Origin of the sequence: Shewanella sp. S1-58-MNA-CIBAN-0166 (assembly GCF_040310085.1) — a bacterium.
Classification (GTDB): Bacteria; Pseudomonadota; Gammaproteobacteria; order Enterobacterales; family Shewanellaceae; genus Shewanella.
In genome coordinates, this window is the sequence record NZ_JBEOPN010000021.1 from 1 (window position 1) to 24,797 (window position 24,797).

Below are 24,797 nucleotides of genomic sequence, written 5' to 3' on the forward strand. Positions count from 1 at the left end.
TATGACGCCAACAGCAGCCGAAATGGCAGCGTAAAGACGCAACTCCTGTTGGTGTACAGATTTAGTTGACCACATCAAAGCTGGATCTATTTCCGTCGCGACCTTTTCGCTGTTTGAAAATGTTGCCGGAACGCTGAGGGTTTGCAAAGGGGTACAAGCGCTTTACCACTTTGCTCTGGTGTGGGTGAAGCGCCACGACGTTAGTGGCCGCTGGCCATAAAAACGGATTCAATTGAGGTTTAAAGCTGGATTAATTTCAACGGCAAGCTTTTCGCTGCGCGCTGACAATTGTGTATGATCCGCCCACTGTATATAGAAAATAAGTTAAAGATGTATCTATATTTGAGTTAAAAAAACGGGATTGGCGCGCAGTAACCAATCCCGTTTTTCAATTTATAGTGCTTAGTGCTTATCAGCTAAGCGCTGGTGTGCGTGTAGGGATCAGGCGCTTGCTGCCTGTCGCTTCAAATGCACCCGCAAACTTGAGCAGGTTGTTGTCGTCATAAGCACGGCCTGCGAAAGTTAACCCTACTGGCATGCCAATATCGGCCATTGTCCCCATCGGCACAGTAACGGTTGGTACACCTAAGTGGCGAATAGCAAGGTTGCCGTTAGCGACCCAAATACCGTTGCTCCAGGCGATGTCAGCTGAAGCAGGATTAATGTGCGCATCTGCTGGACCTACATCTGCCATGGTTGGGAACAGCACTGCATCAAGTTTGAGCTCGTCCATCCAGTCTTCCAGATCCAACTTGCGCGTCTTCTCTAAGCCGCGCAGACCATCCGGTATGCTATCGATTTGGTTATACGACTTGAGACCTCTTTTGGCCATGTTGACGTACTCATCCATGCCAGCTGCGAGGTCGCCCTCACGGTTTGGCAAAGTGCCTAAGTCATGCGGGAAAATCAAATGCCCATTAACGTCAGCTAATTTGTTCAGTTTAGGGTCATTGTTAGCACGTAAAAATTCATCTAAAGCCCAGCCCGATAGTGCCCACAGCTCATCCTCGAGAAACTCAGGCGTGACGATGCCGCGATTGAACACGGTCGGCGCACCAGGTCGGTCACCTTCGCAGTTGGAAACCAGCGGGAAGTCCACTTCAATGACCTCAGCTCCGGCAGATTCCAGCGCTTTGCGTGCAGCTTGCCAAAGGTCGATCACCGACGCTCGAGTATTAATGCGCTGACCAGTCGGGCCGCCAATGCCCGGGTTTTCGCTGGTGCCAGCCAATTCGTCTTTATTAATGTACATGCGCGGCACCCCAAAACGCTTGCCTTTAAGCGTGTCAGCTTGAGCGGCAAGATCCAGATACGATGCTGGACGCACGGTTGATGCTTTTGGGATATCAACCCAAGGTTGTAGACGCCATAAATCACCACGAGTAATAGGGTCGTCTGCCACAATAACGTCAAGTACTTCAAGCATATCGGCCATAGTACGAGTATAAGGCACTACAACATCCATCGTCGGTGTTAACGGCCAGTTACCGCGCACAGAGATTACACCGCGTGATGGAGTATATGCACACAGGCCATTGTTCGATGCAGGACCACGACCGCTCGACCATGTCTCCTCAGCTAGGCCGAAAGCAGAATAACTTGCGGCGGTACCAGTACCCGCGCCATTGGAAGAACCTGAGGCAAAGGGAGCTGTAAGATAATTAGCATTGTATGGGCTTTCGGCACGGCCATAGTGACCGCGCTGCATACCACCATTAGCCATAGGTGGCATGTTGGTTTTACCTAAGCAAATGGCACCCGCTTCGCGCAGGCGCTCAACAGCAAATGCATCATATTGAGCAATTAAGTCCTTAAACGCTGGACTACCAGAAGCCGCAGTGAGCCCTTTAACTAAGTAGCTGTCCTTGGTAGTGTAAGGAATACCATCGAGTGGACTCAGCGTTTCACCACGCGCTCGGCGCGCATCAGAAGCTTCAGCTTCCTTAATCGCATCTTGATTGTGAACCACCAGCGCATTTAGCTTGGTCTGTGTCGCTGGGCCGTCATAAACCTCAACCCGAGCTAAATAAGACTTCACTAACTCAACCGCTGTGGTGCGACCGGATTCGAGGGCTGCACGCAGCTCGGCAATAGAAACCTCAGTGACTTCGAACATGTTACGACCTCTTCTTAAAAGCCAAAAGTATTGACAGTCAATTTTATTAAAACAATAGTGACATTAATGGTCATTGTGTTCTCGTTGGTTTTTACTTACTGTCCAGAGGGGATCTGCTGGGTGATGCAATGGATGTTACCACCACCTAATAAAATCTCACGGGCAGGCACACCGACAATGTCATACTCAGGGAAAATTTCTTGCAATTTTTGAGCTGCAATATCGTCAGTTGCTGGGTCGAGTAGTGGGAACACAATGCGATTGTTGGTAATCAAAAAGTTCGCATAAGAACCCGCTAAGCGCTCGCCCGCGGTGCGTGGAACACCAGTCCCCTCTACTACGCCTTGCGCTTCTTCTTCTGTGCAATACAAAGGACCAGGCTGTGGTAGTAAATGGACTTTTAACTTACGCCCCTGTGCATCAACAGTATTTTGCAAAATATCCAAAGCGGCTTTTGAGCGAGGATACTGCGGATCGGTTTGATCATCAGTCCAGTGTAAAACCACTTCGCCTGGGCGAGCAAAACAGCATATATTATCAATGTGTCCGTCGGTCTCATCCATGAATACGCCGTCTGGCAACCAGATAAACTGCTGCACATTTAAATATTCAGCCAGTAATGCTTCTATCTGTTCACGAGTCAAATCTGGGTTGCGGTTGCTGTTAAGTAAACATTCAGCCGTGGTCATGCAGGTGCCTTCACCATCGACATGAATTGAACCACCTTCAAGAATAAGCGGAGCCTGATAACGCTCAAAACCATGCTGCGTAAGCATTTGTTGCGCGACTTGCTCGTCCTTATCCCATGGTGAATACAAACCACCGTTATCACCGCCCCAGGCATTAAAGCCCCAGTCAACACCTCGGCATTCGCCCTTGGCATTCACCACTACAGTAGGACCGGTATCGCGAGCCCAGCAATCGTTGCTATCTATTTCGACCAACGTAACGTGAGAAGGCATAACCGTTTTGGCCTCTGCCAAAAACGCCTTAGGTACCCCCATGTAAACTGGGGTAACAGCACCAATGGCATCGGCCACTTTAGCAAAGGTAGCCTGAGCATAAGCCCCTGCAGAGCGCCAGTTGTCAGGACGATATGGCCAAATCATCCACACAGCTTGCTGCGCCGCCCATTCGGCGGGCATGCTAAAACCATCTTGAGATGGTTTAGTGGTTAACTGCGTGGCATCCACATTCACGTTTGTCATGAATTTTATCTCCAGTAATGCTTAAAAACGATAAGGGTGAGCGCCCTAACATAGGACGACAGAATAGAAATACACCTAACATTAATCAAATAAACAAATCGAAATAGCGTATTCATCACGCGGATAGCTAGGCCGAAATTGCCACGTCCTACTAGGTGAGTTTTAGCTTCGTTGAAATATGACTGTATATCATATCATTTAAGACTGCTTGCGCTAAATAGTTGTATGCATAGGATAGATAAGAATTTATATGATAAAATGCTTGTAAGTTTATTGCACATTAGATGAGTGAAATTACTTTAGGGCAGAAACGGAGTTAGTTTTCTCGACCAGGAAATGGACAAATTCAACTCTGAACTTGAGGACGTTGAAGACTCTTTAAAAAGAATCCATCAGCCTTTCATGCATATCTGACCTATATTGATATTGGAAATGTCATAGTGATGTCGGCAACATCATTGACCATATGCTTCAAGGCATCCTGCCTATCAAATTACCAATTCTTTTATAAACAGTAAAGAAGGGATGGCTGTTGATCCCCTCTTGGCCAGTGCAGGGTGGAACCTTGCGATCGACTCTTGTTTCTAACATTGATGTGGCCGCAGGCCATAAAATCTAAACAATAAAAGAAGAACTGGATTCCGGCTGATAAGCATTACCGGAATGACAAGATTCATAAATCAACAATGATTAAACCTTAAGTCGCCACATATCAAAAGCTTCTTGGCAAAGCTGTTCTCTAAATTTCGGGTGGGCAATGTCGATAAGCGCACGGGCTCGTTCTCGTAACGATTTACCGCGTAAATAAGCGGTTCCATACTCAGTAACAATATAGTGTACATGCGCACGGGTGGTTACCACGCCAGCGCCTGGCGATAAAACGGTGGCAATCCGCGACACGGTGCCATTAGCCGCAGTACTGGGTAATGCGATAACAGAACGACCACCTTCAGAAAGCCCCGCGCCGCGTATAAAGTCCATCTGACCGCCTACACCGGAATATATTTGAGTACCCAATGAATCAGCACAAACTTGCCCTGAAATATCGACCTGCAGTGCTGAGTTTATCGACATCACATTAGGGTTTTTACGGATAATAGCCGTGTCATTAACCTGCTCAATATCCATGAATATTACCGATGGGTTGTCATCAACAAAATCATAAAGTCGTTGGCTACCTAATGCAAAGCCTGTCACTGTCTTGCCGGGATAGACTTTCTTACGGCTATTATTGATCACGCCAAGCTCGACCAAATTAAGCACGCCATCAGAAAATAACTCAGTGTGAACGCCTAAATCTTTATGTTCGCTTAAGCACGCCAGCACGGCATCTGGAATAGCGCCAATGCCCATTTGTAAGCAAGCGCCATCAAGTACCAATTTGGCCACATTCTGGCCGATGGCCAAGCTTATCGCATCACTTGGGGCGAATAGGTGTTGTGGTAGCGGCATGCTCTGCTCATACACGGCAGCGAACTTATTGTAATGAATAAAACCGTCACCATGGGTGCGAGGCATCATGGGGTTAATGTGAGCAATGATTTTTCCCGCCATTTGGCAGGCTGCTAAGGTTGCCTCTACCGATATGCCTAAAGAACAGATACCATGTTTATCTGGTGGGGAAACTTGAACGATGGCGGTGTCGATATGCTGTTCGCCGGAACGAAACAACTTGGGCACCTCAGAGAGAAAAATTGGCACATAATCGGCATCACCTTGTTGTAGCAGTGACCTTGTGGGTGAACCAGTAAAAAAGCAACGATGGCGAAGATGATCCCTTAAACGGGGATCACTTAGCGATTCAGCCCCCTCGGTATGCAACTGCAATAATGTTAAACCATGCTTTGTTAACGCATGTTGGGCTAATGCATCGAGCAGTAATTTTGGCGTTGCCCCCATCGAATGAGTCCACAAGGTTTCACCGTTTTCAATTAAGGATACGGCCTCTAAAGCACTGCTACAAATAATTGGTTTCATTAATATTACTCAAGGTAATTAAGCTATTTGTAGTGTAAGCGGTTCATTAACGCTTTAATAGTGTGGACGATGCTAACGTTGAACTAGCACAAAATAGTGGAGAAATTGAGACATATAGGACGTTAATTGATAATAAGTGATGTCTAACTTACGGCTGCTTCAGTTAATCAAAACGACTCTTTAACGCCAATCACAATATCGCCGCCGTTATGCTCAAAAGGATAAAAAACCAACATAATTAAAGGGAATTATATAACACTGCCCTCGCTAGCTTTTTAGCCATACAGGTTGTGCGGATAAATTAACTGAGAGATTGCGAGGAAGGGCTGAAGTTTAACTCAGCCCTCATTAATGAAAACGTTAGGCTATTTTAAATGTCGCCACTTGACGTTGCATTGAACGAGCCAGTGATTGTAAGTCGTTGACAGAATGGGTGAGTTTTTCAGTCGCCGCTGATGAGGCTTTAGTAATATCATTTATTGCGATGATACTTTTATTGATGCTCTCAGCCACATAGGATTGTTCTTCTGCAGCGGTAGCAATTTGGGTATTAAGCTCATTGATACTGTCGACCGAAGTGACAATTTCACTTAGCACAACACCTGCACTACTCGTTTTATCGTTGGCATTATTAACTAGAACCAAGCCCTCATCCATTGAAGAAACCGCAAGCACGACACTTTTTTGTAACCCGCCAATCATGGTTTCAATTTGCAGTGTTGAGTCTTGAGTACGCTTAGCTAGAGTACGAACTTCATCAGCAACAACAGCAAATCCTCGACCTTGTTCACCGGCTCTTGCTGCTTCAATGGCGGCGTTTAGGGCTAAAAGGTTAGTCTGCTCGGCAATACCTTTAATGACACTTAACACTTGACCAATGTTTTGACTTTCTTTAGCGAGATGAGATATCACCTCCGCCGTGGTGCCAATTTGATTAGATAACTGCGATATACTGTCGATTGAATTTCGAACAATAATATTACCATTTTCAGCATGATCATTAGCTTGTTTCGCCTGTTCAGCAGCAAAATTGGTACTTTGAACGACTTCAGCCACTGTTGCGGTCATTTCATTCATAGCCGTTGCGGTTTGTTCTGACTCATCTTGCTGCTGTATCATTCTATGGTTAGTGTCTTCTGTGAAACGCTGCAACTCTTCTGATGAAATATTGATGGTATTAGCGGCATCTGAAATTGATTCGATAATGCTTCTTAGATGGGTGATAACGCCTGTAAGGCTCGTTGAAATCATGCCTAATTCATCATCATTATAAGGAGTAAACACTTGGGTTAAATCTGAGTTTTGCTTGATGAGCTTTAGTTTCATCAAAATATCAGTCACAGGCCTCATCACACTGCGCAGCACCCAAATGGTTAACACGACACTGATAACAACTGCACATAACGTAAAGAAAATAAATAACTGAACTGATGATTGGTATATATCTTGAGTTAATCGCCATTCATCGCCTGCTACTTTTATTTGCAATGACACTAATTCGGCTATTTTACCGCTAATGGGATCAATTACGCCGTATAAAGGCATAATATCATCGGTCAATTGACCTGAAATATTCCCCGACATGTTTTGCAGTTTATTGATAAGAAAATCAATTCTCTCATCCGCAGGACCAAACATATCATTGGCTTCAATACTAAGTTGGCTCTCTTTGGGTGTTAACGTAGTGGCTAAATATTTTTTCCACAGGGTATCAATATTACTTTTTGCACTCATTAATGTCTCAGCAGCATCTTGAGCGGTTGAGCCGCCAGCATTGGCTTTGTTTATTGCATCAATGACTAAGACAGCATAGTCATCACCAATGATTTTTAAATCTTCTAATGGCACCACCCGATCAGAATAGATCCTCATCACTCCATCTTCGATTTTCCCCATCATATTGACAGCAATTCCACAAATTATGATGAGAATGGCTAATGGAATTAATGAACTAATGAGCATTTTTTGTTTAATTTTAAAATTCAGCATAATAGACCACCAAGTAAAAATAAATTAACTATAAAAGCTCGATCAATCCTTGGAGGAACTTTACGATGAAAAACAATAACCAATGCAAATGTTACAATTATGTTATTGAGAGTTTTAATGTAATATAAAATATAACTCCAATCAAATATATAAATCACATTTTTATGCCTATACTCATCGATATATATGATTTTTTTTCAAGGTATTAAAAATCTGTAAACTAAATTTTTTAAATAATGAGAAAACGATTCAACACGACAAAAATAAGTTGGAGAACTTAGAATCTTGGTCTTATAAAAAACACTTTGCAGATATGTGCAGCTAAATCAGCAACAAGCAGTTTACGTTAAAGTTAACTAGCAACCAAAAGCAACGATAAACACAAACAACTCGATAACTTTAAGCTTACAATTCAATATATTAGCTAGAATAAATGAAAAAATATAATTATCGTTATCGAGAATTTACTTTAACTGACTAAAATTAAATAATTACTTTAGATCGAGTCCAAGATATACAGTTAACGAGATCACCGATCGTTTACTATATAATTGATTGAATAGTAAAAATATATCAGCACCTCTAAATGAATAAAATATTACTCGTGATGACTTTTTAATAATTTAAGTATAAACGAAACGGTTTTTATGAGACGTTCAATTACTCAATCATTTTATTCGCAGATTAAATCATCAAAAAGATGAATTATTCAACTTCACGGCAAGCAACCGAGAAACCCTATCACAATCGTAAATATGCATTCCTAAATCAGTATGTTACCGTACATACTGCTAATTTAGATTCAGCGCAATCAAAAATTATACAATGACAATCAAGTGAATAAGCCTAAATCGGGCGACAATGAATAGGCCGTCTGATTTTCCCCTTTAGAATAACTGAGGTGAGATATGGATGTATCTAACGCGTCGAGACGGACCTTTATAAAACAATGTGTTATTGGCGGGGTCGCGGTATATTCCGCGCCTTTACTGTGGGAAATGAGTCGGGCCAATGCGTCCATCATTTCGCCTGAACTGGCTGCACAATGGCAAACTCAGGTTAGCGGCCAATCTAAACCCAAATTTCGTAACGACGGTATTGCTAAAGTCACCGGTCAAAAAGTTTATGGTCGTGACTACCGGGCAATGGACATGGCAGGCTGGCCAAAACAACAAGGCTACGCGTTTATCTTACGCGCTGCAGATGCATCCCATGTCTATCAAGGGTTCTCCCTCGACCACCTCCCAGCTTCAGCTAAGCCTTATAAAGTCATTACTGCAGCAGACCTTGCCCGCGACAAAGTTAAATTGCCTGAGTTTTACGGTGACAATATGTTATTGCCCGAGGGACAAACAGCAGATTATCTTGGTCATGCGGTAGCCATATTATTATTCGATAGTTTCCCTGCATTTAAACAAGCTAAGTCATTGTTGCAGTTCGACAATACCTTATTGCGCTTTGGTGAAAAAACGCCCTTTGTGTCAGACACTAAAGACCCTTATGCCAGCTGGCGTCTTATTCGGGTTGAAGGCGAAAATGGTGCCCGTGAAGATACTTATAGCCCACTACACGATGGACTATTTTTCCCCAGCGTTAAGCACCACAAACCGGTATGGTCAGGTGATGCTAATGCTCAAGGCTCGGTTTCTGAGCGCGGGCTGTATTATGCTGGCGAGATAGAAAAACAGATTGCGAGTGCCAAAGCAGATCAACAGTGGCAAATACTAGAGCGCGAATATCGCACTCAAATCATCGATCCTATGATGATGGAGCCTGAGGCCTTTAATGGCTGGTTTGATGCCAGCAGCCAAACCTTTCATACCGTTATTACTTCTCAGTCGCCGCAAGACTTTCAAGAGATGGCCGTACACATGCTGTCATCTGGGCCATTGGCTGACAAAGTCAAAAATCTAGTAGTGCATTCTCCTTATATTGGTGGCGGTTTTGGCGCTAAAGATCACTCAATATTCCCGTATTATGGCGTGTTGGCAACCATTTACGCCAACGGTCCGGTTCGGTTAGCTAACGACCGCTTCGAGCAATTTCAATCCGGTCTTAAGCGTCATCCTTTCATCATGAAAAGTCGTTTAGCCGTTGATAAAGCAACCTTGAAAATTCAAGCGTTAACCTCACAGATGACAGTTGATGGCGGTGGTCGAGTTAATTTCAGCCCATCGGTCACCTCTGTTGGGGCGACGGCAATGCAAAGCATTTACTACACCCCACGTAACGATATTATCGCCACATCTTATGCGTCACGTAACCCTGATGCAGGCTCGATGCGCGGTTACGGTACATTGCAATCGATGACCGCAATGGAAGGCATGATCCACGAGATGGCCGCTGAGTTAAAGGTTGATCCCTTTAAGTTACGCGCGGCTAACGTGATGGAGTCAGGACAGCGTAATACTCAAGGTGCTATCCCTAATGGCACGCTTAGATACCGTGAAATGCTCGACATGGCCGAACTAGACCCTGTGTGGCAAAACCGTGCAGATAATAAAGCGCGTTATGAGGCTAAAAACCCAGGCATGCTTTACGGCGTTGGTTTTGGTATTGCGACGAAAGATTATGGTACCGGTGCTGCAGCACCAAGTGCGGCGGTTAGATTATCTAAAGACGGTAAAATAACCTTAGAAATTGGTTTTATCGAAATGGGTACTGGTACTCAAACGTCACAAGCCGTGGTAGTCAGCGAGTCATTAGGTAGTTTTGCTCATGAAGTGAAACTTGCTGAGATAGATATTTGGGATGCAATGCAATTAGTGCAAACCGACAATCCATACATTATTTCGCAGCAGCGCCAAGATGAAATGACGGCAAATCCACGTTGGACACCGGTTAAAGCCATGGCATCGTCGGCATCTATGTCGGCATATTATCAAAGCCATGTCACTCGTATTGCCGCCGATATTATTTATCGTCACGGACTCTGGCCTGCTGCGGTGTCGATTTGGAACGAGCTGTATTTCAACACCCCAATGGGCAAAACTAATCTCAATCACTCTCGTGACGGCCGCTGGACTGATGGCAAGCTTACCGCTATGGGTTTCCCGCCGCTTTCAATCGACATTCTCGCTAAACGAGCCCACGATTTGGGCTTAGTGGTTGGCGTAATGGGTCATGCCTTTAACCGTTGGGCTTGGGCCGAAGCTGATTTTGAGATTTTCGGTACCAAAGAACGCATTGCACTGGATGCATTGGCACTGCAATACGGCGAGGGTGACAAGTATCATGGCAGCGCGGATCGCAAAGCCCGCATGAGTTCAAACGGCTATCACTTAATCGATCGTCAAGCTATGAGCTATCCTAAAGCCGAGCTGAATAACGCCATGGTGACTTACTACGCTCCATGCGCCACTTTAGTAGAAGTAGCCGTTAATGAAGGTAATGGCGAAGTCAGTTTATTGAGCTCTCATACCTGGTTAGAAGCCGGTAAAGTGATTGTGAATGAGTTAGTTGAAGGCCAAATTCAAGGCGGTCTTGCTATGGGAATTGGCCATGCATTGCATGAAGAATTACCACCATTTGAAGCCGGCGCTGGTAATGGCACCTGGAATATCAATCGTTATAAGGTGCCGTTAGCGCGACATGTTGGTGTTTGGAGCCAGCGACATACTATTTTACCGCAGTTGTCCGAAACCGATCCTAGCCGCGGCATCGCCGAAGTGGTGATGATACCTGTTGTTTCCGCGCTGGTTGAAGCCGTTTACCAAGCTACCGCAGTGCGTTTTTACGAACTACCAATGACAGCGAAAAAAATCAAGGAGGCCATGGCATGAGCCAGTCAATTAAGTTAACCATAAATAACCAAGCTGTGGGCCCGATTGACGTTGGCGATGGCATCATGATGATTGAGTTTTTGCATGAGTATTTAAACCTCACCGGGACTAAATTTGGTTGCGGCGCGGGTGTATGTCATGCCTGCACGGTAATCGTCGATGACGAACAAGGTATGAGCGAATCGGTTCGTACTTGCATCAATGGCGTCGAGCGTTTCAATGGCAAATCGATTCGCACTATTGAAGGTCATGCTAAGCAAAATGCCCAAGGTGAAATCACTGCACTTAGCCCTGTACAGCAAACATTTTTAGAACATTTCTCGTTTCAATGTGGTTGGTGTACTTCAGGCTTTGTCAATGAATCGACTGCACTGATTGAACGACTAGAGCGTAAACCTATAGCCAAAGATCAAGTTGAGCAAGTCATTGAAGATGCCTTGGGCGAACACGTCTGTCGTTGTACGGGTTATGTAAAATACTATGCGGCGATCAAAGATTTGATCCTCAAGACAGAGGGGCTAACCCTGTCATGAAGCCATTATATCAATATCACTTAAGCCGTTTAATAAAGGCGCAAAAACATCTCCGCCAAAATCTTTTACTCAGCTTAGGCCTAAGTTTAGGCTTGGGTTTGTTCGCCTGTTCCAGCAGCGCGGCTGATAAGGCGAGCAATAACAGTAGCGATATCGAACGTGGGGCTTATCTGATGAAGATAGGCGACTGTGTGGCTTGTCATACCGCGGTAGGCGGACGAGAGTTAACCGGTGGACTGCCGTTCGAAACCCCGTTTGGGGCGGTATTCTCAACCAATATCACCTCAGATAAAGATACCGGAATTGGCAAATACAGTTATGACGAATTTTTTGATGCCATGCATCACGGTGTCGGTATTAACGGTAATTTGTACCCCGCTATGCCCTACACGTCTTATAGCCTGTTAACCGATGAAGATACCAAAGCGATTTATGCCTACTTGATGAGCACCAAACCCATCAAGCAAGCTAATCTCGATAATGATGTCTCTTTTCCTTTTAACGTTCGATTTGGTCTCAAGGCGTGGAACTTAATCGCTCATGATGCTGAAAAATTTGCCCCCAAGAAAGACAAAAGTGAGCCCTGGAACCGAGGTAATTACTTAGTCAATGCGCTAGGCCATTGTGGTGAATGCCATACTCCTAGAGACAGCTTATTTGCCATGGAGCAGGATGAGCATTTTCAAGGCGCCGTTATCGAGGGCTTAGAAGCATCAGATATTACCCCTGCTGAACTTAACCGACAAAACTGGACTCATGACGATTTAAAGTCTCTGTTTACTGAAGGTTATTCTCGTAAAGGTACAGTCTTTGGTGGCATGTATCCTGTGGTATACCACAGCTTTAGTCACTTAACCGATGCCGACATGCATGCAGTAAGCAGTTACTTACTTGATACTGACGAGACTGTAGAAGCCAAACCACTGACCTTTAACGGCCACCAGCGTGAATTACCAGGATATAACCTATACATGGGATATTGCGCTGGATGTCATGGTCAAAATGGTGAAGGTCGACCTAATGTGGCTCCGGCAATGGCCGGTAACGCCACATTAGATAAAGCCAGCCCGCACAATATCGTTGCGGTAATGCTTAAAGGTATAAAGAGCCAACATTACAATACCACCACCAGCTTTTATGCCATGCCTGGTTATGCCGATGAGTTAAGTGATGAACAGCTTAAAGACTTAAGCAATTATCTGCGCGTCACATGGAGTAATCAGCCAGGTGATGTAGATTTGAATACAATTAATGATTTAAAAGAAGTGATATTCGAACGCGATTAACCATTGTAGTCCGTTGTAGAATATCCGTTTATGCAAAAGCCGACATTTGGTCGGCTTTTTCGTTTCACTAACGATTAATGGCAAAACTAACGCCATAACAAGGTTTACCCAACGAGGTTACAACACATCGTTAAGGTCTTGTATTGCATCAATTACCATACCTGTACCAATGCTAATCAACAGCAAATCAGTACCAACACGGACAATCTTTTGTCCTTCTGGCGTACGACCTAGCTGAACAGTAAGCGCAGATGGTACATCGTAGTAAACAACATCAGCAGGTAACGAGTAGCCTTTTCGCCATTGCTTAGCACTGCCCGGTGGTTGGCAACGATTGTGTTTTTTGGCTAATCCTGGTGGACAATGCTTAGCATCACGGTTGGTATAATAGTAATTATTAACGATGACTTGGCGATCGTTACTAAAATAGGTCTGATAAGTTTCTTCCTGTTCGTGATCATGCTTCTTGTCATGCTTTTTTTCATGTTTTTCAGATTTATGTTTACCGCTATTACCATGCGAGTCGTTGTCTTTAGCAACGCTGTAACCGGAAGCACACACCATTAAGGTGCTGATAATGATGAGAGGTAGTATATGTCGATTCATAAAATGGATTCCTTTGCGATTAAATAGGCGCTTGTCATAATAGTTAACCAGCGATATGCCTGACCGTTAAAAAAACCAATACTATTAATATTACGGTTGATATGGGTGCAAAGGTAGTTGTATTGCGCTCTAATGTCGACACTAATCTATATTATTGTTAATTAATGTTCGCGTAGAATCGTTACTTTTGTTTCAATACCAATTGTGAAAACAACACCTTATTCGTTCCGCATAACCCCAGCAATATTTGATGTTTTAATCCTTATGACGTTACTCGTTAAGACTTTTTTATCGTTGATAAAGGGACACAGAAAAGCAGCGAATATACAAAAAATTGATAAACAAGAGTGCGTTTGCCCCTTAAGATTTTAATAATACCGTTAACATCCAACGATTACCGTTGTGATGACAGGCTCTCCAGTACTCTGCCAGTGATACTGAAAGTAACAACTGGTTGCAATAACTTCGGCTGCAGTCGGCTCTGCAAGGGCAAGTGCACTTTTGGGGGCTGCAACAACAGCATAGCTGCTATTAGATGTAAAAATGCGATATGACCAATCATTCATTTCTAACCCAGCCGCTTTAAAGATTTCTGACGACGTTGTATAACCGGCATTAAAACCGCTACCACTAGTATTGGCCGCTGCGGCCCAAGGTTGGTAATGACTGCCTTTAACACCCGAGAATTCAACCGTATCTGTAAGCGCATTGCCTGAGGTTAATGTTTTTGTTTTAAATAACATCACTGCTGTTTTAATTGAGCCTGTGGCACCTTTGATTGCTGCAATATGTGCATCTGTTTTTAAATTAATAAACTTAGGCGCTGCGACAACAGCCAATACGCCAAGAATAATAATGACAACGACAAGCTCTATAAGGGTGAAACCGGATTGACGAGAGGAAACGATACTGCGGTTAAGTTTGATCATATGATGAATGCCTCCTGATACAGTAAACAAACTGCTCAGCTAGAAAGAGTTTACTTAAAACAATTACATGAGACGTTATTTTAACCTAAACACGAGCTTAAGTTATAGAGGCTTTCATCATAGTTTTGCGTATTGAGCCTTGTTGTATTATGCCTTGTTGTATTGAGCCTTGTTGTATTAAGCCTTGTTTAGCACCTAGGTTATTTAGCCTTTAATGCCTGTTGCGAAAATAAAATACCATCCCAGCCATGTTGCATAAACTGACGAATATTTTGATGATCCGTCCCTTGCGGCGTCGCCACAACATCTCGGTAATGTTGGCCAAACATAGCCAAGGTTTGTTGCACCGTTAACTGATGAATTTGCCCAAACGCAAACACCTTACAAGAACCGGAATTTTCTCCAGCGTCATTAAGCTGATCACCATTTTTAAATGCACTTATCGTGAAGTCATACTGGCCATCAATGACAGCCATAGTCTCTTCAAAACGGATAGTATCTGCTTGCGATGTTAGCGATGAAATAAACGGGTTAATAGCCGTTGATGGCATAAAATTGGCCCTGCCTTAAGTTAAAGTTAAAGTTAAAGTTAAAATAAAATTGAATTAAAAGAAAAATAAACAGTAAAACTCCCGACACTATAGTTCGAGACCTTATCAAAATGATCACATTTACTATAGTGAAAAAGACTCAAGCAAACGATTAAAAAGCTCAAAAGCAAAGCGAGGCCCATACCCTCTGTAACTGCCTACTACAATGTTAAATTCAATAAAGTTTGCAAGCATAGACCATCGACACTTAATCCAACTTTAGTGCAGTAAAATCTGGCCGTGGTAACCTTTCCAACTTACTGTATAAATACATCACCACCAACGACAATAATGCGCCGATGATAAACAACCAATATCCACCAAGATGATCCAGTATAATCCCGCCGCCCAGCGGCGCAAATGCAAACCCCAAATCATAAAATGAAGCTGCGCCAAAGTACGCTCCACGTAAATGTTTAGGGGCTAGCCTGTCAATGTGCACGTTCATCGTTGGGAATAAAATGGTTTCTGCTAGGCTCATAACAACAACAGCGCCAATCCAGCCCCAAAACAAATCAATGGGGTTATACGCTAACCAAACTTGTGAACAAACCAACAGCATCAATCCAAACTGAATCCGATGCACCAAACTGTAACCAGCCATTAATCTTAACAATAAAAATTGGGTCGAGATAATGACTAAGGCATTGGTAAAAATCATTGCCGAAATCAGTGTTAATAAATCGGGGGCATTTGAACGAGTAAGATATTGGATCAGCGAACAGTCCATTTGCGCGTAAATAAACATACACAAAATGTTTGCAAAAATAAGACCTTGCAGTAATTTATCTTGCCATAAAATCGACATTATTTGCTTTCGATTCATCATAGCAGGTTTACGCTTAACAGCAGCTGTTGCATCGCCCATAACTGGAATGAGTCCATCTGCAACCAGCTCTGGAGCCGATGAATGAGTCTGGCGAGCTTGATGCCTAAAACCCCAAAATAATAACCCCAATAAAGCAGCAAAAGCCGCAGCGGTAATGTAAAAACTCGACTGTTTTCCGGTTAAGCCCAACCATATTCCTAACATTGGCCCTACGGCGCAACCTACGTTAACGATAAAGTACAGTGATTGCATCGCCAACTCACGGGTTTTAGGATCGTCAATAATGTCGCCAATGGTGGCAGACGTTAGTGGCCGCCATATTGCAGTCGCAATAGAACACAGTGTCATGACGACCACATAGCCTTTGACGGAATCGACTTGCGCCAGTAATGAAAACGAGATGATATAAAGCACACCGGTAAAGTACATTAGCTTGTGGCGGCCGATTCGGTCTGACAGTGCACTACCAATAAAGCTGGTAAATACCGATATAATCGCCGCACTCGACAGTACTAAACCCACTTCTGTGGCGCTTAAAGCAAATTTTTCATACAAAATGACAGCCAAAAATGGCCACACCATGTAATAACTACCGCGAGTAATAAACGAGCCAAATAACAGTATCCACATTAATCGTGGAAATTGCTTAAACCGCGCTACAGAAATATCGCTATGCACTTTTTATCCTTAAAGAGTGATGCTGAAATAGATTATGACAGACTAAATTGATGGGGTTGTTATAGAGCTAATCCTAACGGCATTTGCGCGGATGAACCACTATTTATTGCCTAATCCTATGTTATTACTGATCATATAAGCTAATAGCTGTTTTTCATCAGCTCTATTTGACAGCGATAATCCTTGAACCACACCTTGTTGATCACTTTGGTTACGGTGCTGCCCTAATTTTTGCTTACCTTGTAACTCATCGATGACAATCTTAAAACCAACAATGCCCTTGGCTAGTTTTTGTTGGTAATCATCGGCAATAAAGCCACCACTTTGTAGTAATGAAGGTTCATATTGTTGGATGGTAGATTCGAGTACTTGTGCGGTGGTCGCATCATCAGTTAATTCAATAATGCCTTTTGCATGTACTACGCTGTAATTCCAAGTCGGAACCGCTGGATAGGAGTCATACCAAGTGGGTGAGATAATACCAATTCCAACAATTATGTGACATTTCAGAGTCGCTCAGGTTTTTCAGTTTGCGGCGCATTGTTGAAAGAATGGTCGTTCCCTTATAAAACAATGCAACAAAAAAGTGGAAAGCCTGAGAGCCTCCCGCAGGGCGGGTTTCAGCACTCTCTATGCTACTTAATAAAATTTTGACGTAGAACAACTATGCCTGCAATCTTATTACTTGCCTATAGAGTGCTGAATTCCCGCTGAATGGCCAAATAATTGTTGGAGTTGGTATCAGCGTGCGGGCCATTGAAAATACAAAGGACTCTAGTACCCGCAACACTTTTCCAATGCGGATTACTACGGGCAAAATGGCCATACAAGGTACCATTTTCGCCCTCTGAGGCAATGAGTAATAACGGTAAGTGCGAGCCCTCTAAATCAATAGACACAACAGTCGCAAAACCATATCGGTTGATAAACAGATGTATTAACTCTCTGGCTCCCATATCCCACTTATCAGGCACTTGCATCATTCACTCTTTACTAAAATAGTCTATAAAGTCTTTATAGTGAATCTGACGACTAAATACCATCGTTTTATAGATTTCTACCGATTGTTATAAATGGCCTACTTTGACTAAAATCACCGTGTCTTGCTCCACATACGGATTATGCTGACTTAAATGCGGACTGCGGATCCATGTGCCTGCAGGATAACGGCCAAGCTCATCGATAAACTCTCCGCTAATGACATAGATTTCTTCGCCGCCAAAATGACGGTGTGGTTGAAAATGTGTCCCCGCAGGCCACTTAACTAATGCAGTCGACTCAGTACCATGTTGGTGTAGCGGCATAACCTGCAACTGACCATGACCTTGCAACCATTCTGTCTCATTGGTATTAATGGCCACTTGTTGTGAGTCTGTAGGTTGAAACTGGTGCAGCTTAACCAACAACGTACAACCTTCTACGCTAAATGGAGCATGGACAAAACCTTCAGGATTACGCAAATACGTGCCTGCAGGATAGTCACCGGTTTCATCAGAAAACACCCCGTCGAGCACTAAAATCTCTTCGCCTAACGGATGAGGGTGTGAGTTAAATTTAGCACCAGCTTGATAGTTTACAATGCTGGTCGCATGGCCACGCTCAGCCTCTTCGCGCGCTAGGCGTTTACGTAATACGCCCGCTACGGGGCTATTTTGCCATTCAAGATCGGCAGTGTTAATCACCACTCGTTGGCTAAAATCCATGTTTAACATATTGCTACCTTACAACTGTTTAATTGCCACTAGTGTAAGGCTTTAATAATCGATAAAACAGCAGGTACTTTATGGTACCTATAGATATTAATAAGCCAATATTAAAAGTGTATTGATAAAAAAAGCCCATTCAACAAAGTGAATGGGCGTTAATTGTGGTCATTCAGCAGTTAAATACTGTTATTCAGAATCGCTTGGCGTTGTTTTTTATAGGCTTTAGCCGATGCAGGGATCGGTGTTGTACGCCCGGTTTCTAGCCAGTTTTTTAATCGATTAGCATCAGCCATGTGGGTGTATTTACCAAATGAGTCCAGTACCACAAATGCCACTTTACGCTTGTTCATTTCAGTTAACATCACTAAACAATGGCCCGCTTTATTGGTAAAGCCCGTTTTGGTTAATGCAATATTCCAATTGTTTTTAAATACCAGTTTATTGGTGTTTTGAAAATCTAAGGCATAACGTGGTGATTCAAAGTTAACGTGCTTTTTAGTGGTCGAGCTCAGCTTGCCCAATAACGGATACGTTTGACTGGCTTTAAGCAATAATATGAGATCGTTAGCGCTAGATACATTGTCAGGTGACAAGCCTGTTGGTTCAACATAACGGGTTTGGCTCATGCCCAGTGCGGTCGCTTTGTCGTTCATTGCACGCACAAAAGCCTTAAATCCACCTGGATAATTATGTGCAAGTGAGGTCGCGGCACGATTTTCTGACGACATTAATGTTAATAGCAACATGGTTTCACGAGTCACCACGCTGCCTAAACGCACTCGTGAATAAATATTGCGCATCACAGGTGAGTCAGTAATTTTTACTGAGATTTTTTCATCTAATGCAAGCTTGGCATCCAATGTCACCATGGCAGCCATTAACTTGGTAACTGACGCAATAGGCACAGGTTGATTTGGATTACTTGAATATAAAACTTCATTGGTGGCTAAGTCGACCAACATAGCACTACCAGAGGCTAACTCTTGTTGAGGTTTGATTTGCACAACTTGTGCTGCAAATGACATTGGGCTGCTCAACGAAGTTGAACATAATAAAGCGCAGGCAAAAAAGAAACGAAGTTTCATTAACATCACTTGAAAAATAAACCTAATAAGTCCACTGAGTATACGATAAAGGATTAGACCGACAATAGATAAATAATCACTATTAGTAAGTTTTTAGTGAATTTGGCGCAGTTTGAGTCAAAAGCATTCGCAATGACTCATCTCAATCCGGCTCAAGCTAAGTGATAAACAGCTAAACGATAACCCTGCATTCGCCAAGCGAGCTATTTTAGTCATAGTGTTGGCAATCGATTAGTGAGGTCTTTGTTATTGAATAAAGGGCACAAGAAGATGAGCTTCAGCACAGATAACGCTTTTTGTTGTCTTCATGTTAAGATTGAATAAGTCGTTTAAAAAGAGAGTATAGATGGACATTAACTTGCGTTTTTTTAGTCGATTAAACCCATGGCTCAATAGCTTATTGACCTCGAAAGCTACCCTAAAAACAGAGGCTGATGAAGCGCAACAAGGGCAAATGTCGCTCAAGACTATCGCCAACCAATATCCGCTTCAAGCTCGTCGGGGTCCAATTACTCAGGTGATGCTATATCAGTCACTTTATGCCAGTGATGATTTCGTTGGCCGAGAAAAACAACTCAAGCAAATTACCGATGTGATAAACCAATGGCGTAATCATCACGGCGAAATCAGTGCCATTGTCTCGCCTGCTGGAGCTGGAGGATCATCTTTTTTAGGCCAACTGCCGCCTTTACTGCAAACCATTATCGCCGAAGACACTAAAAAAGCACCGATGCCTGACGTAAAACCGTTGCCGTCCAAGTGGCTATTGATGAGTTTTTATCAAGCGCCATTAGGCGCAAATGACGCGATAGCCCATGTTTGTTATTGTTTTGGTATTACGCCACCAAACACCATCACCGAAACGATTGCCGCCATCAACCAGCAACCACCACAGCTAATTATGATAGATGATATGCACAAGCTGGTGTTGAGAGTGATGGGAAATAATCAAGCCTTGGTAACCTTTGCAACTATCGTGATGGAAACGCGTAAACATCATTGTTGGATCATAAACTGTGAAATATTTGCATGGCAACGATTAAGTGCACAGTACCAAATTCATCACTTTATTAAGCATGTTTTTCAGCTCGATTATTTCAGTGAAACCGAATTAGCCACAATACAAACAAAGCATCTGCTTGATTTAGGGTTAATCAGTAACGACGTGATGACCAAAGAAACCGCTACTGCAGCCGATAAAAACACCAAAAAAAGCACTGCACAGCAAGCTGAGCAAACCAATAATAATCAAGCGGATATTGTTAATCCTTATAAAGACCAGCTAAAACAGCTGTACACTATCAGCCAAGGGCACCCCAAATTAGCATCATTGTTGCTACAGTATTCTCTCGCGCACCAAGTCGATATCGGTTCGGATAATAGCTCAAATAGTCGTTCAAATAATGGCATTGATATTTGCCGCATTAACTCATCTGTATTGCAACAATGCCAAGACAATGACCTATTTTCATTAGCAGAGATTTATGTTCATGGTGGCTTACGAGTGAGTCAGCATGCACATATTTTTGTCATTACGATTGAACAAAGCAGCTTGCAGTTAGAATATTTAGCTCGCCAAGGACTCATTATTGCGCAATATTCACAACAAGATTTTGCCGAGCATTTCTACTTTATTACTCCAACATTAAGTAAAATTGTCGCCAGCCATTTGGTGAATCACAATAAGTTGTTTAATTAAACGAGGCGACTATGGAAGATTCCCGTAAAGCATTACAAGCATTTTTAGAGATCATTTCGTTTGACCGAATAATCAGTATTTTACTGCTGTGTCTAATGGCGTGGCTGTTATTGGTACTGATCCAATTTTGCTTAAATCAACTGAATAAAGCCTTGCCTAAATACCGCTTAATTTGGAATCGGTCATACCCTTTTGTGCGTTTATTTGTGTGGCTGAGTGTGATTGTTTATTCGATCGTTGGCATTATCGATCCACATGAGAATTTAGTCCTTGCTGTGGTAGGTTCTATCAGTATCGTGGTGGGTTTAGCGACCCAAGAACCGGCCAAAAACATGATTGCTGGGTTTATTATTATGATCAACCCGCCTTATCGCGTTGGCGATATGGTAACGTTATCTGGACATTATGGTGAAGTCATTAAACTGGAATGGAGCGTAACTTGGCTGCGTACCTTTGATGATAATACCGTGATGGTGCCTAATGCTGAGGCGTTAAAAACTGCAGTATCCAATGCAAATAGCGGCGCTTTAGATGAAATGGTGGTCGTGAGTTTTACCATTCCAATGAATGCCGATCACAACAAAGCCATCGCGCTGGCCAGAGAAGCGACGCAATGCTCACCATATACCTTTTTAAATAAGCCCATTATTGTCAACTTAGGTAACGAGCACGACTTTGGCCAGTTTTTACAAACCATCACAGTCAAAGCGTATGTGATGGACGTAAGATTAGAGAAAAAGTTTATCAGTGACATCAATATCAGGGTATTAAGCGCATTTAAAAATGCCCAATTTTATGATGTACAACAAACGGTATTTCAGTAATTTACGCTATAATCGACTCAATTGTTAGATAACACTTTTTGATTGTTAAAATGGAGAATTTGCTATGACTCAAGATGAAATGAAGAAAGCGGCAGGTTGGGCAGCGCTGCAGTATGTCAAAAAAGACACCATCGTCGGTGTAGGTACAGGCTCTACAGTCAATCACTTCATTGATGCACTTGCCACCATGAAAGATGACATCGAAGGTGCGGTATCAAGCTCTGAAGCATCAACGAAAAAACTCATCGAACTCGGAATTGAAGTATTTGATTTAAACAGTGTTGATTTGATTGATGTCTATGTTGATGGCGCGGATGAGATTAACGACCGCATGGATATGATTAAAGGTGGCGGAGCTGCATTAACGCGCGAGAAGATTGTCGCGGCGGTAGCTAAACGGTTTATTTGTATTGTAGATAATACCAAACAAGTGCCCATTTTAGGTGAGTTTCCGTTGCCTGTTGAAGTCATCCCGATGGCACGATCTTATGTGGCGCGTGAGTTGGTAAAATTAGGTGGCGACCCCGTTTACCGTCAAGGCGTAATAACCGATAACGGCAACGTTATTTTAGATGTCTACAATATGAAAATTTTAGACCCTAAAGTGATGGAAACTAAAATCAACGCCATTGTCGGTGTAGTGACTAACGGTTTATTTGCTAACCGCGGTGCCGATGTACTACTAGTAGGCACCCCTGATGGCGTTAACACCATCACACTGTAAAAACTAAACCATTCGCTTGATTAACTTGAATGTTTAGCAAGAGCACAAAAAAATGGCCTAGCATTACTGCTAGGCCATTTTTTATCTGTTTTAGTCTCTATTTTAGTCTCTGTTTTAGTATCTGTTCTGCAATGACAACGAATTACACTGTGAACTGGCTCACCGCTTCATGCAGTGCTTTGGCTCGTACTCTCACATCTTCAGAAGCCGCGGCATTCTCTTCCGCTGCTTGCGATGATTCATCAGCAATATCACGGATAACCACCACGTTTTTACCCACTTCTGCGGCAACCATGCTTTGCTCTTCAATTGCCGCTGCAATTTGAGTACTCATGTCCATAATATTGGTCACGTCATTGGTAATGGTTCGTAAAACATCACCCGCGATGGCGGCTTGTTCAGCACTCTCCCGCCCTTGTTGTTGGCTTTCGTGCATAAGGTTAACAATAGAATGAGTTCGCGCTTGTAAGGTTGAAATGATGCTGGAGATTTCTTGAGTCGACGTTTGTGTTCGCAAGGCTAGCGTGCGCACCTCATCGGCAACAACCGCAAAACCACGACCTTGTTCACCTGCTCTTGCTGCTTCAATCGCCGCGTTTAATGCCAATAAGTTTGTTTGATCAGCAATGCCTCTAATCACATCAAGCACACTGCCAATAGTGACACTGTCTCGCTCAAGTTCAGTAACTACAGCGGCTGAATCGGCTAATTGCTTCGCTAGCAAGGTGATTTTTTGAACGGTGAGTTCTACGCCCTGTTGACCAGATTGAGCATTCTCATGAGTTTGGCTGGCTTTACTGGCCGCCAATTCAGTATTCTTGGCAATTTCGTCAATGGTAGCCCCCATTTCGGTAACGGCTGTAGCGACCATGTCGGTTTCATTAAGCTGACGTAACACGCCTTCTGAAGCTGTCATAGCATTTCGAGACAGCTCTTGGCACGACTCATTCATTACGGTAACCGACTCGTTCACTTGTTGGATCAATTCTTGAAAAGTCATGACCATTTGGTTGAAGTGATAGGCGATTTTCGATAATTCATCATTACCAGAATCATCACAACGCATTGATAAGTCTTTACTTTTTTCAATTGAAGAAATTACATAGGTAATATCTTGCACCGGCTTAATAATACTACGAATAATTAAATAGGTGAAAATACACAGTACTGCAGCGATTAACAAAAATATGCTTAAGCCAATAATAAAAGCCTGATTTTTACCATGTTCAATTTCGGCCAAGGTTTCCTCTCGCAGGGTAACGGTATCATTATCGGTTTGATGAATTTTATCCCGCAACTCGGCCATTTTACCGTCTTCGTCCGACAGACCAAATAGCACTTCTTTATTGACTAAATTGTTAAAATTCACTCGATAATCTTTAATATCTGCAGTCAATTGCTCTTTGTCAGAGAAGGACAAAGTAGACTGTTGTACTTGAGCTAAAAAACGGCCAATTCCGTCATCAAAAGCTTGTACATATTTAGGATCACGACGGAGCATAAAGTCTTTCTCACTGCGACGCAGCTGAAGCATAGCCACCAGCAGGGCATCATCGGCATTGCCACTCAGCACAGTTTCGACTTTTTTAACTGCCAAACGCAAATCGCCATATAAACCTGACTCGGGAGTTAGCCCTATCTCAACTTTTAGCGCGATGAGCTCATGGAATATCGTTTTATAATCATTGAGGTTGTTTTCAAAATCATCTAAAGCATCAACATTCATATCTTGATGTTCTAGCGCGACACGTACTTCAGCCATGTAAGCCAAAATATCATTCATGCTATGTTTAAATTTTTCAACATAAACAGTATCTGCACGATGGAGAAAATCCTTTTCTTCAGTACGTAATTCAAGCACTTTTTTTTCAATTTCAACAATACTGCTTGATGCGGTTGATAATTCTAACAGGACTGATTCAGAATAATTTTGTAACCCGAACATCGCGAGTACTGAGGAGATTGAAATGATCGAACTTAAAATAAGTTTCGAACGAATAAGCATATTTTCTACCACCCAAGAGTAAGATTTAACGTTATTGTTATTATTTTATGATCTGGCATGGAATTTAGATCAATCTTGCAACATCAGTATAGCAATTAGTTATCGGCAAACATGAATAAAGCTAAACTTTTTAAAAGAAAAGTGATTATTTATAAACACTCATATAAACCTTTTGCCGACTTGAGGCTGTCAAATAACTACACCATCATATTGGATATGTTGTGACATTAA

Annotated in this window: 19 protein-coding genes; 6 read left to right on the forward strand and 13 right to left on the reverse strand. The window is 42.8% G+C overall.

Annotated elements, in window-relative coordinates; genetic code table 11:
- Nucleotides 1-412: 412 nt before the first annotated feature.
- From AAEY99_RS13330 to AAEY99_RS13345, 4 genes are all read right to left on the reverse strand, one after another.
- Nucleotides 413-2,116 carry an amidase gene (locus AAEY99_RS13330; RefSeq protein ID WP_351010803.1) on the reverse strand — a complete coding sequence of 568 codons (1,704 nt, stop codon included), beginning with the start codon at nucleotides 2,114-2,116 and terminating at the stop codon, nucleotides 413-415.
- A gap of 95 nt (nucleotides 2,117-2,211) precedes the next feature.
- Complete coding sequence (gene aguA / locus AAEY99_RS13335; protein WP_101085883.1) at nucleotides 2,212-3,324, reverse strand: agmatine deiminase; 1,113 nt, start codon at nucleotides 3,322-3,324, stop codon at nucleotides 2,212-2,214.
- Nucleotides 3,325-4,014: 690 nt separating this feature from the next.
- The gene (locus AAEY99_RS13340; RefSeq protein ID WP_351010805.1) at nucleotides 4,015-5,301 is read right to left on the reverse strand and encodes an acetyl-CoA hydrolase/transferase family protein; all 1,287 of its coding nucleotides are present in this window, start codon (nucleotides 5,299-5,301) and stop codon (nucleotides 4,015-4,017) included.
- Between the two features lie 360 nt (nucleotides 5,302-5,661).
- Nucleotides 5,662-7,290, reverse strand: a complete 1,629-nt coding sequence (locus AAEY99_RS13345; protein ID WP_101085885.1) for a methyl-accepting chemotaxis protein — start codon at nucleotides 7,288-7,290, stop codon at nucleotides 5,662-5,664.
- 908 nt (nucleotides 7,291-8,198) lie between these two features.
- Between AAEY99_RS13345 and AAEY99_RS13350 the strand changes: the two genes are divergently transcribed.
- From AAEY99_RS13350 to AAEY99_RS13360, 3 genes are read left to right on the forward strand one after another with little or no spacing between them, the layout of a single operon-like run.
- Nucleotides 8,199-11,072 (forward strand): xanthine dehydrogenase family protein molybdopterin-binding subunit, encoded by a 2,874-nt coding sequence (locus tag AAEY99_RS13350; protein ID WP_351010807.1) that lies wholly within the window; start codon nucleotides 8,199-8,201, stop codon nucleotides 11,070-11,072.
- A complete protein-coding gene (locus tag AAEY99_RS13355) occupies nucleotides 11,069-11,605 on the forward strand; it encodes a (2Fe-2S)-binding protein (RefSeq protein ID WP_101085887.1) in 537 nt (178 codons plus the stop codon). Before AAEY99_RS13350 ends, AAEY99_RS13355 begins: the two co-directional genes overlap by 4 nt.
- Entirely contained in the window at nucleotides 11,602-12,891 is a 1,290-nt protein-coding gene (locus AAEY99_RS13360) for a c-type cytochrome (protein WP_351010808.1), read from the forward strand. Before AAEY99_RS13355 ends, AAEY99_RS13360 begins: the two co-directional genes overlap by 4 nt.
- A 117-nt stretch (nucleotides 12,892-13,008) precedes the next feature.
- Here the strand turns inward: AAEY99_RS13360 and AAEY99_RS13365 are convergent, their stop codons facing one another.
- From AAEY99_RS13365 to pbpG, 8 genes are all read right to left on the reverse strand, one after another.
- Nucleotides 13,009-13,497, reverse strand: a complete 489-nt coding sequence (locus tag AAEY99_RS13365) for a hypothetical protein (RefSeq protein ID WP_162022454.1) — start codon at nucleotides 13,495-13,497, stop codon at nucleotides 13,009-13,011.
- Between the two features lie 380 nt (nucleotides 13,498-13,877).
- On the reverse strand, nucleotides 13,878-14,426 hold the full coding sequence (locus tag AAEY99_RS13370; RefSeq protein WP_101085890.1) for a type II secretion system protein: 549 nt from the start codon (nucleotides 14,424-14,426) through the stop codon (nucleotides 13,878-13,880).
- Nucleotides 14,427-14,626: 200 nt separating this feature from the next.
- Nucleotides 14,627-14,977 carry a HopJ type III effector protein gene (locus tag AAEY99_RS13375; protein WP_192115724.1) on the reverse strand — a complete coding sequence of 117 codons (351 nt, stop codon included), beginning with the start codon at nucleotides 14,975-14,977 and terminating at the stop codon, nucleotides 14,627-14,629.
- Between the two features lie 247 nt (nucleotides 14,978-15,224).
- On the reverse strand, nucleotides 15,225-16,523 hold the full coding sequence (locus AAEY99_RS13380) for an MFS transporter (RefSeq protein WP_351010809.1): 1,299 nt from the start codon (nucleotides 16,521-16,523) through the stop codon (nucleotides 15,225-15,227).
- 99 nt (nucleotides 16,524-16,622) lie between these two features.
- Nucleotides 16,623-17,033, reverse strand: coding sequence for an FMN-binding negative transcriptional regulator (locus AAEY99_RS13385; protein WP_351010862.1), 411 nt, complete (start codon nucleotides 17,031-17,033; stop codon nucleotides 16,623-16,625).
- Nucleotides 17,034-17,212: 179 nt separating this feature from the next.
- Nucleotides 17,213-17,506, reverse strand: coding sequence for an FMN-binding negative transcriptional regulator (locus tag AAEY99_RS13390; protein ID WP_351010810.1), 294 nt, complete (start codon nucleotides 17,504-17,506; stop codon nucleotides 17,213-17,215).
- Nucleotides 17,507-17,590: 84 nt separating this feature from the next.
- Nucleotides 17,591-18,235 carry a cupin domain-containing protein gene (locus tag AAEY99_RS13395; RefSeq protein ID WP_351010812.1) on the reverse strand — a complete coding sequence of 215 codons (645 nt, stop codon included), beginning with the start codon at nucleotides 18,233-18,235 and terminating at the stop codon, nucleotides 17,591-17,593.
- Nucleotides 18,236-18,405: 170 nt separating this feature from the next.
- Nucleotides 18,406-19,314, reverse strand: coding sequence for a D-alanyl-D-alanine endopeptidase (pbpG, locus tag AAEY99_RS13400; RefSeq protein WP_101085895.1), 909 nt, complete (start codon nucleotides 19,312-19,314; stop codon nucleotides 18,406-18,408).
- Between the two features lie 346 nt (nucleotides 19,315-19,660).
- On the opposite strand from pbpG, the gene AAEY99_RS13405 reads away from it, so the two are divergent.
- From AAEY99_RS13405 to rpiA, 3 genes are all read left to right on the forward strand, one after another.
- The gene (locus AAEY99_RS13405; protein WP_351010814.1) at nucleotides 19,661-21,013 is read left to right on the forward strand and encodes a P-loop NTPase family protein; all 1,353 of its coding nucleotides are present in this window, start codon (nucleotides 19,661-19,663) and stop codon (nucleotides 21,011-21,013) included.
- Between the two features lie 11 nt (nucleotides 21,014-21,024).
- Nucleotides 21,025-21,837: a mechanosensitive ion channel family protein gene (locus tag AAEY99_RS13410; protein WP_351010815.1), complete on the forward strand. Its 813-nt coding sequence runs from the start codon at nucleotides 21,025-21,027 to the stop codon at nucleotides 21,835-21,837.
- Between the two features lie 64 nt (nucleotides 21,838-21,901).
- Nucleotides 21,902-22,561, forward strand: coding sequence for a ribose-5-phosphate isomerase RpiA (gene rpiA, locus AAEY99_RS13415; protein WP_011636324.1), 660 nt, complete (start codon nucleotides 21,902-21,904; stop codon nucleotides 22,559-22,561).
- Between the two features lie 142 nt (nucleotides 22,562-22,703).
- Here the strand turns inward: rpiA and AAEY99_RS13420 are convergent, their stop codons facing one another.
- Nucleotides 22,704-24,566: a methyl-accepting chemotaxis protein gene (locus tag AAEY99_RS13420; RefSeq protein WP_351010817.1), complete on the reverse strand. Its 1,863-nt coding sequence runs from the start codon at nucleotides 24,564-24,566 to the stop codon at nucleotides 22,704-22,706.
- Nucleotides 24,567-24,797: the final 231 nt, after the last annotated feature.

What these genes read in the sequence shown, in the direction of transcription:
- AAEY99_RS13375 (WP_192115724.1), bottom strand. Translation starts at nt 14,977, where the DNA reads ATGCCATCAACGGCTATTAACCCGTTTATTTCATCGCTAACATCGCAA.
- AAEY99_RS13390 (WP_351010810.1), bottom strand. Translation starts at nt 17,506, where the DNA reads ATGATGCAAGTGCCTGATAAGTGGGATATGGGAGCCAGAGAGTTAATA.
- AAEY99_RS13395 (WP_351010812.1), bottom strand. Translation starts at nt 18,235, where the DNA reads ATGTTAAACATGGATTTTAGCCAACGAGTGGTGATTAACACTGCCGAT.
- pbpG (WP_101085895.1), bottom strand. Translation starts at nt 19,314, where the DNA reads ATGAAACTTCGTTTCTTTTTTGCCTGCGCTTTATTATGTTCAACTTCG.
- AAEY99_RS13370 (WP_101085890.1), bottom strand. Translation starts at nt 14,426, where the DNA reads ATGATCAAACTTAACCGCAGTATCGTTTCCTCTCGTCAATCCGGTTTC.
- AAEY99_RS13405 (WP_351010814.1), top strand. Translation starts at nt 19,661, where the DNA reads ATGGACATTAACTTGCGTTTTTTTAGTCGATTAAACCCATGGCTCAAT.
- AAEY99_RS13355 (WP_101085887.1), top strand. Translation starts at nt 11,069, where the DNA reads ATGAGCCAGTCAATTAAGTTAACCATAAATAACCAAGCTGTGGGCCCG.
- AAEY99_RS13340 (WP_351010805.1), bottom strand. Translation starts at nt 5,301, where the DNA reads ATGAAACCAATTATTTGTAGCAGTGCTTTAGAGGCCGTATCCTTAATT.
- AAEY99_RS13410 (WP_351010815.1), top strand. Translation starts at nt 21,025, where the DNA reads ATGGAAGATTCCCGTAAAGCATTACAAGCATTTTTAGAGATCATTTCG.
- rpiA (WP_011636324.1), top strand. Translation starts at nt 21,902, where the DNA reads ATGACTCAAGATGAAATGAAGAAAGCGGCAGGTTGGGCAGCGCTGCAG.
- AAEY99_RS13345 (WP_101085885.1), bottom strand. Translation starts at nt 7,290, where the DNA reads ATGCTGAATTTTAAAATTAAACAAAAAATGCTCATTAGTTCATTAATT.
- AAEY99_RS13420 (WP_351010817.1), bottom strand. Translation starts at nt 24,566, where the DNA reads ATGCTTATTCGTTCGAAACTTATTTTAAGTTCGATCATTTCAATCTCC.
- AAEY99_RS13330 (WP_351010803.1), bottom strand. Translation starts at nt 2,116, where the DNA reads ATGTTCGAAGTCACTGAGGTTTCTATTGCCGAGCTGCGTGCAGCCCTC.
- AAEY99_RS13350 (WP_351010807.1), top strand. Translation starts at nt 8,199, where the DNA reads ATGGATGTATCTAACGCGTCGAGACGGACCTTTATAAAACAATGTGTT.
- AAEY99_RS13360 (WP_351010808.1), top strand. Translation starts at nt 11,602, where the DNA reads ATGAAGCCATTATATCAATATCACTTAAGCCGTTTAATAAAGGCGCAA.
- AAEY99_RS13365 (WP_162022454.1), bottom strand. Translation starts at nt 13,497, where the DNA reads ATGAATCGACATATACTACCTCTCATCATTATCAGCACCTTAATGGTG.
- aguA (WP_101085883.1), bottom strand. Translation starts at nt 3,324, where the DNA reads ATGACAAACGTGAATGTGGATGCCACGCAGTTAACCACTAAACCATCT.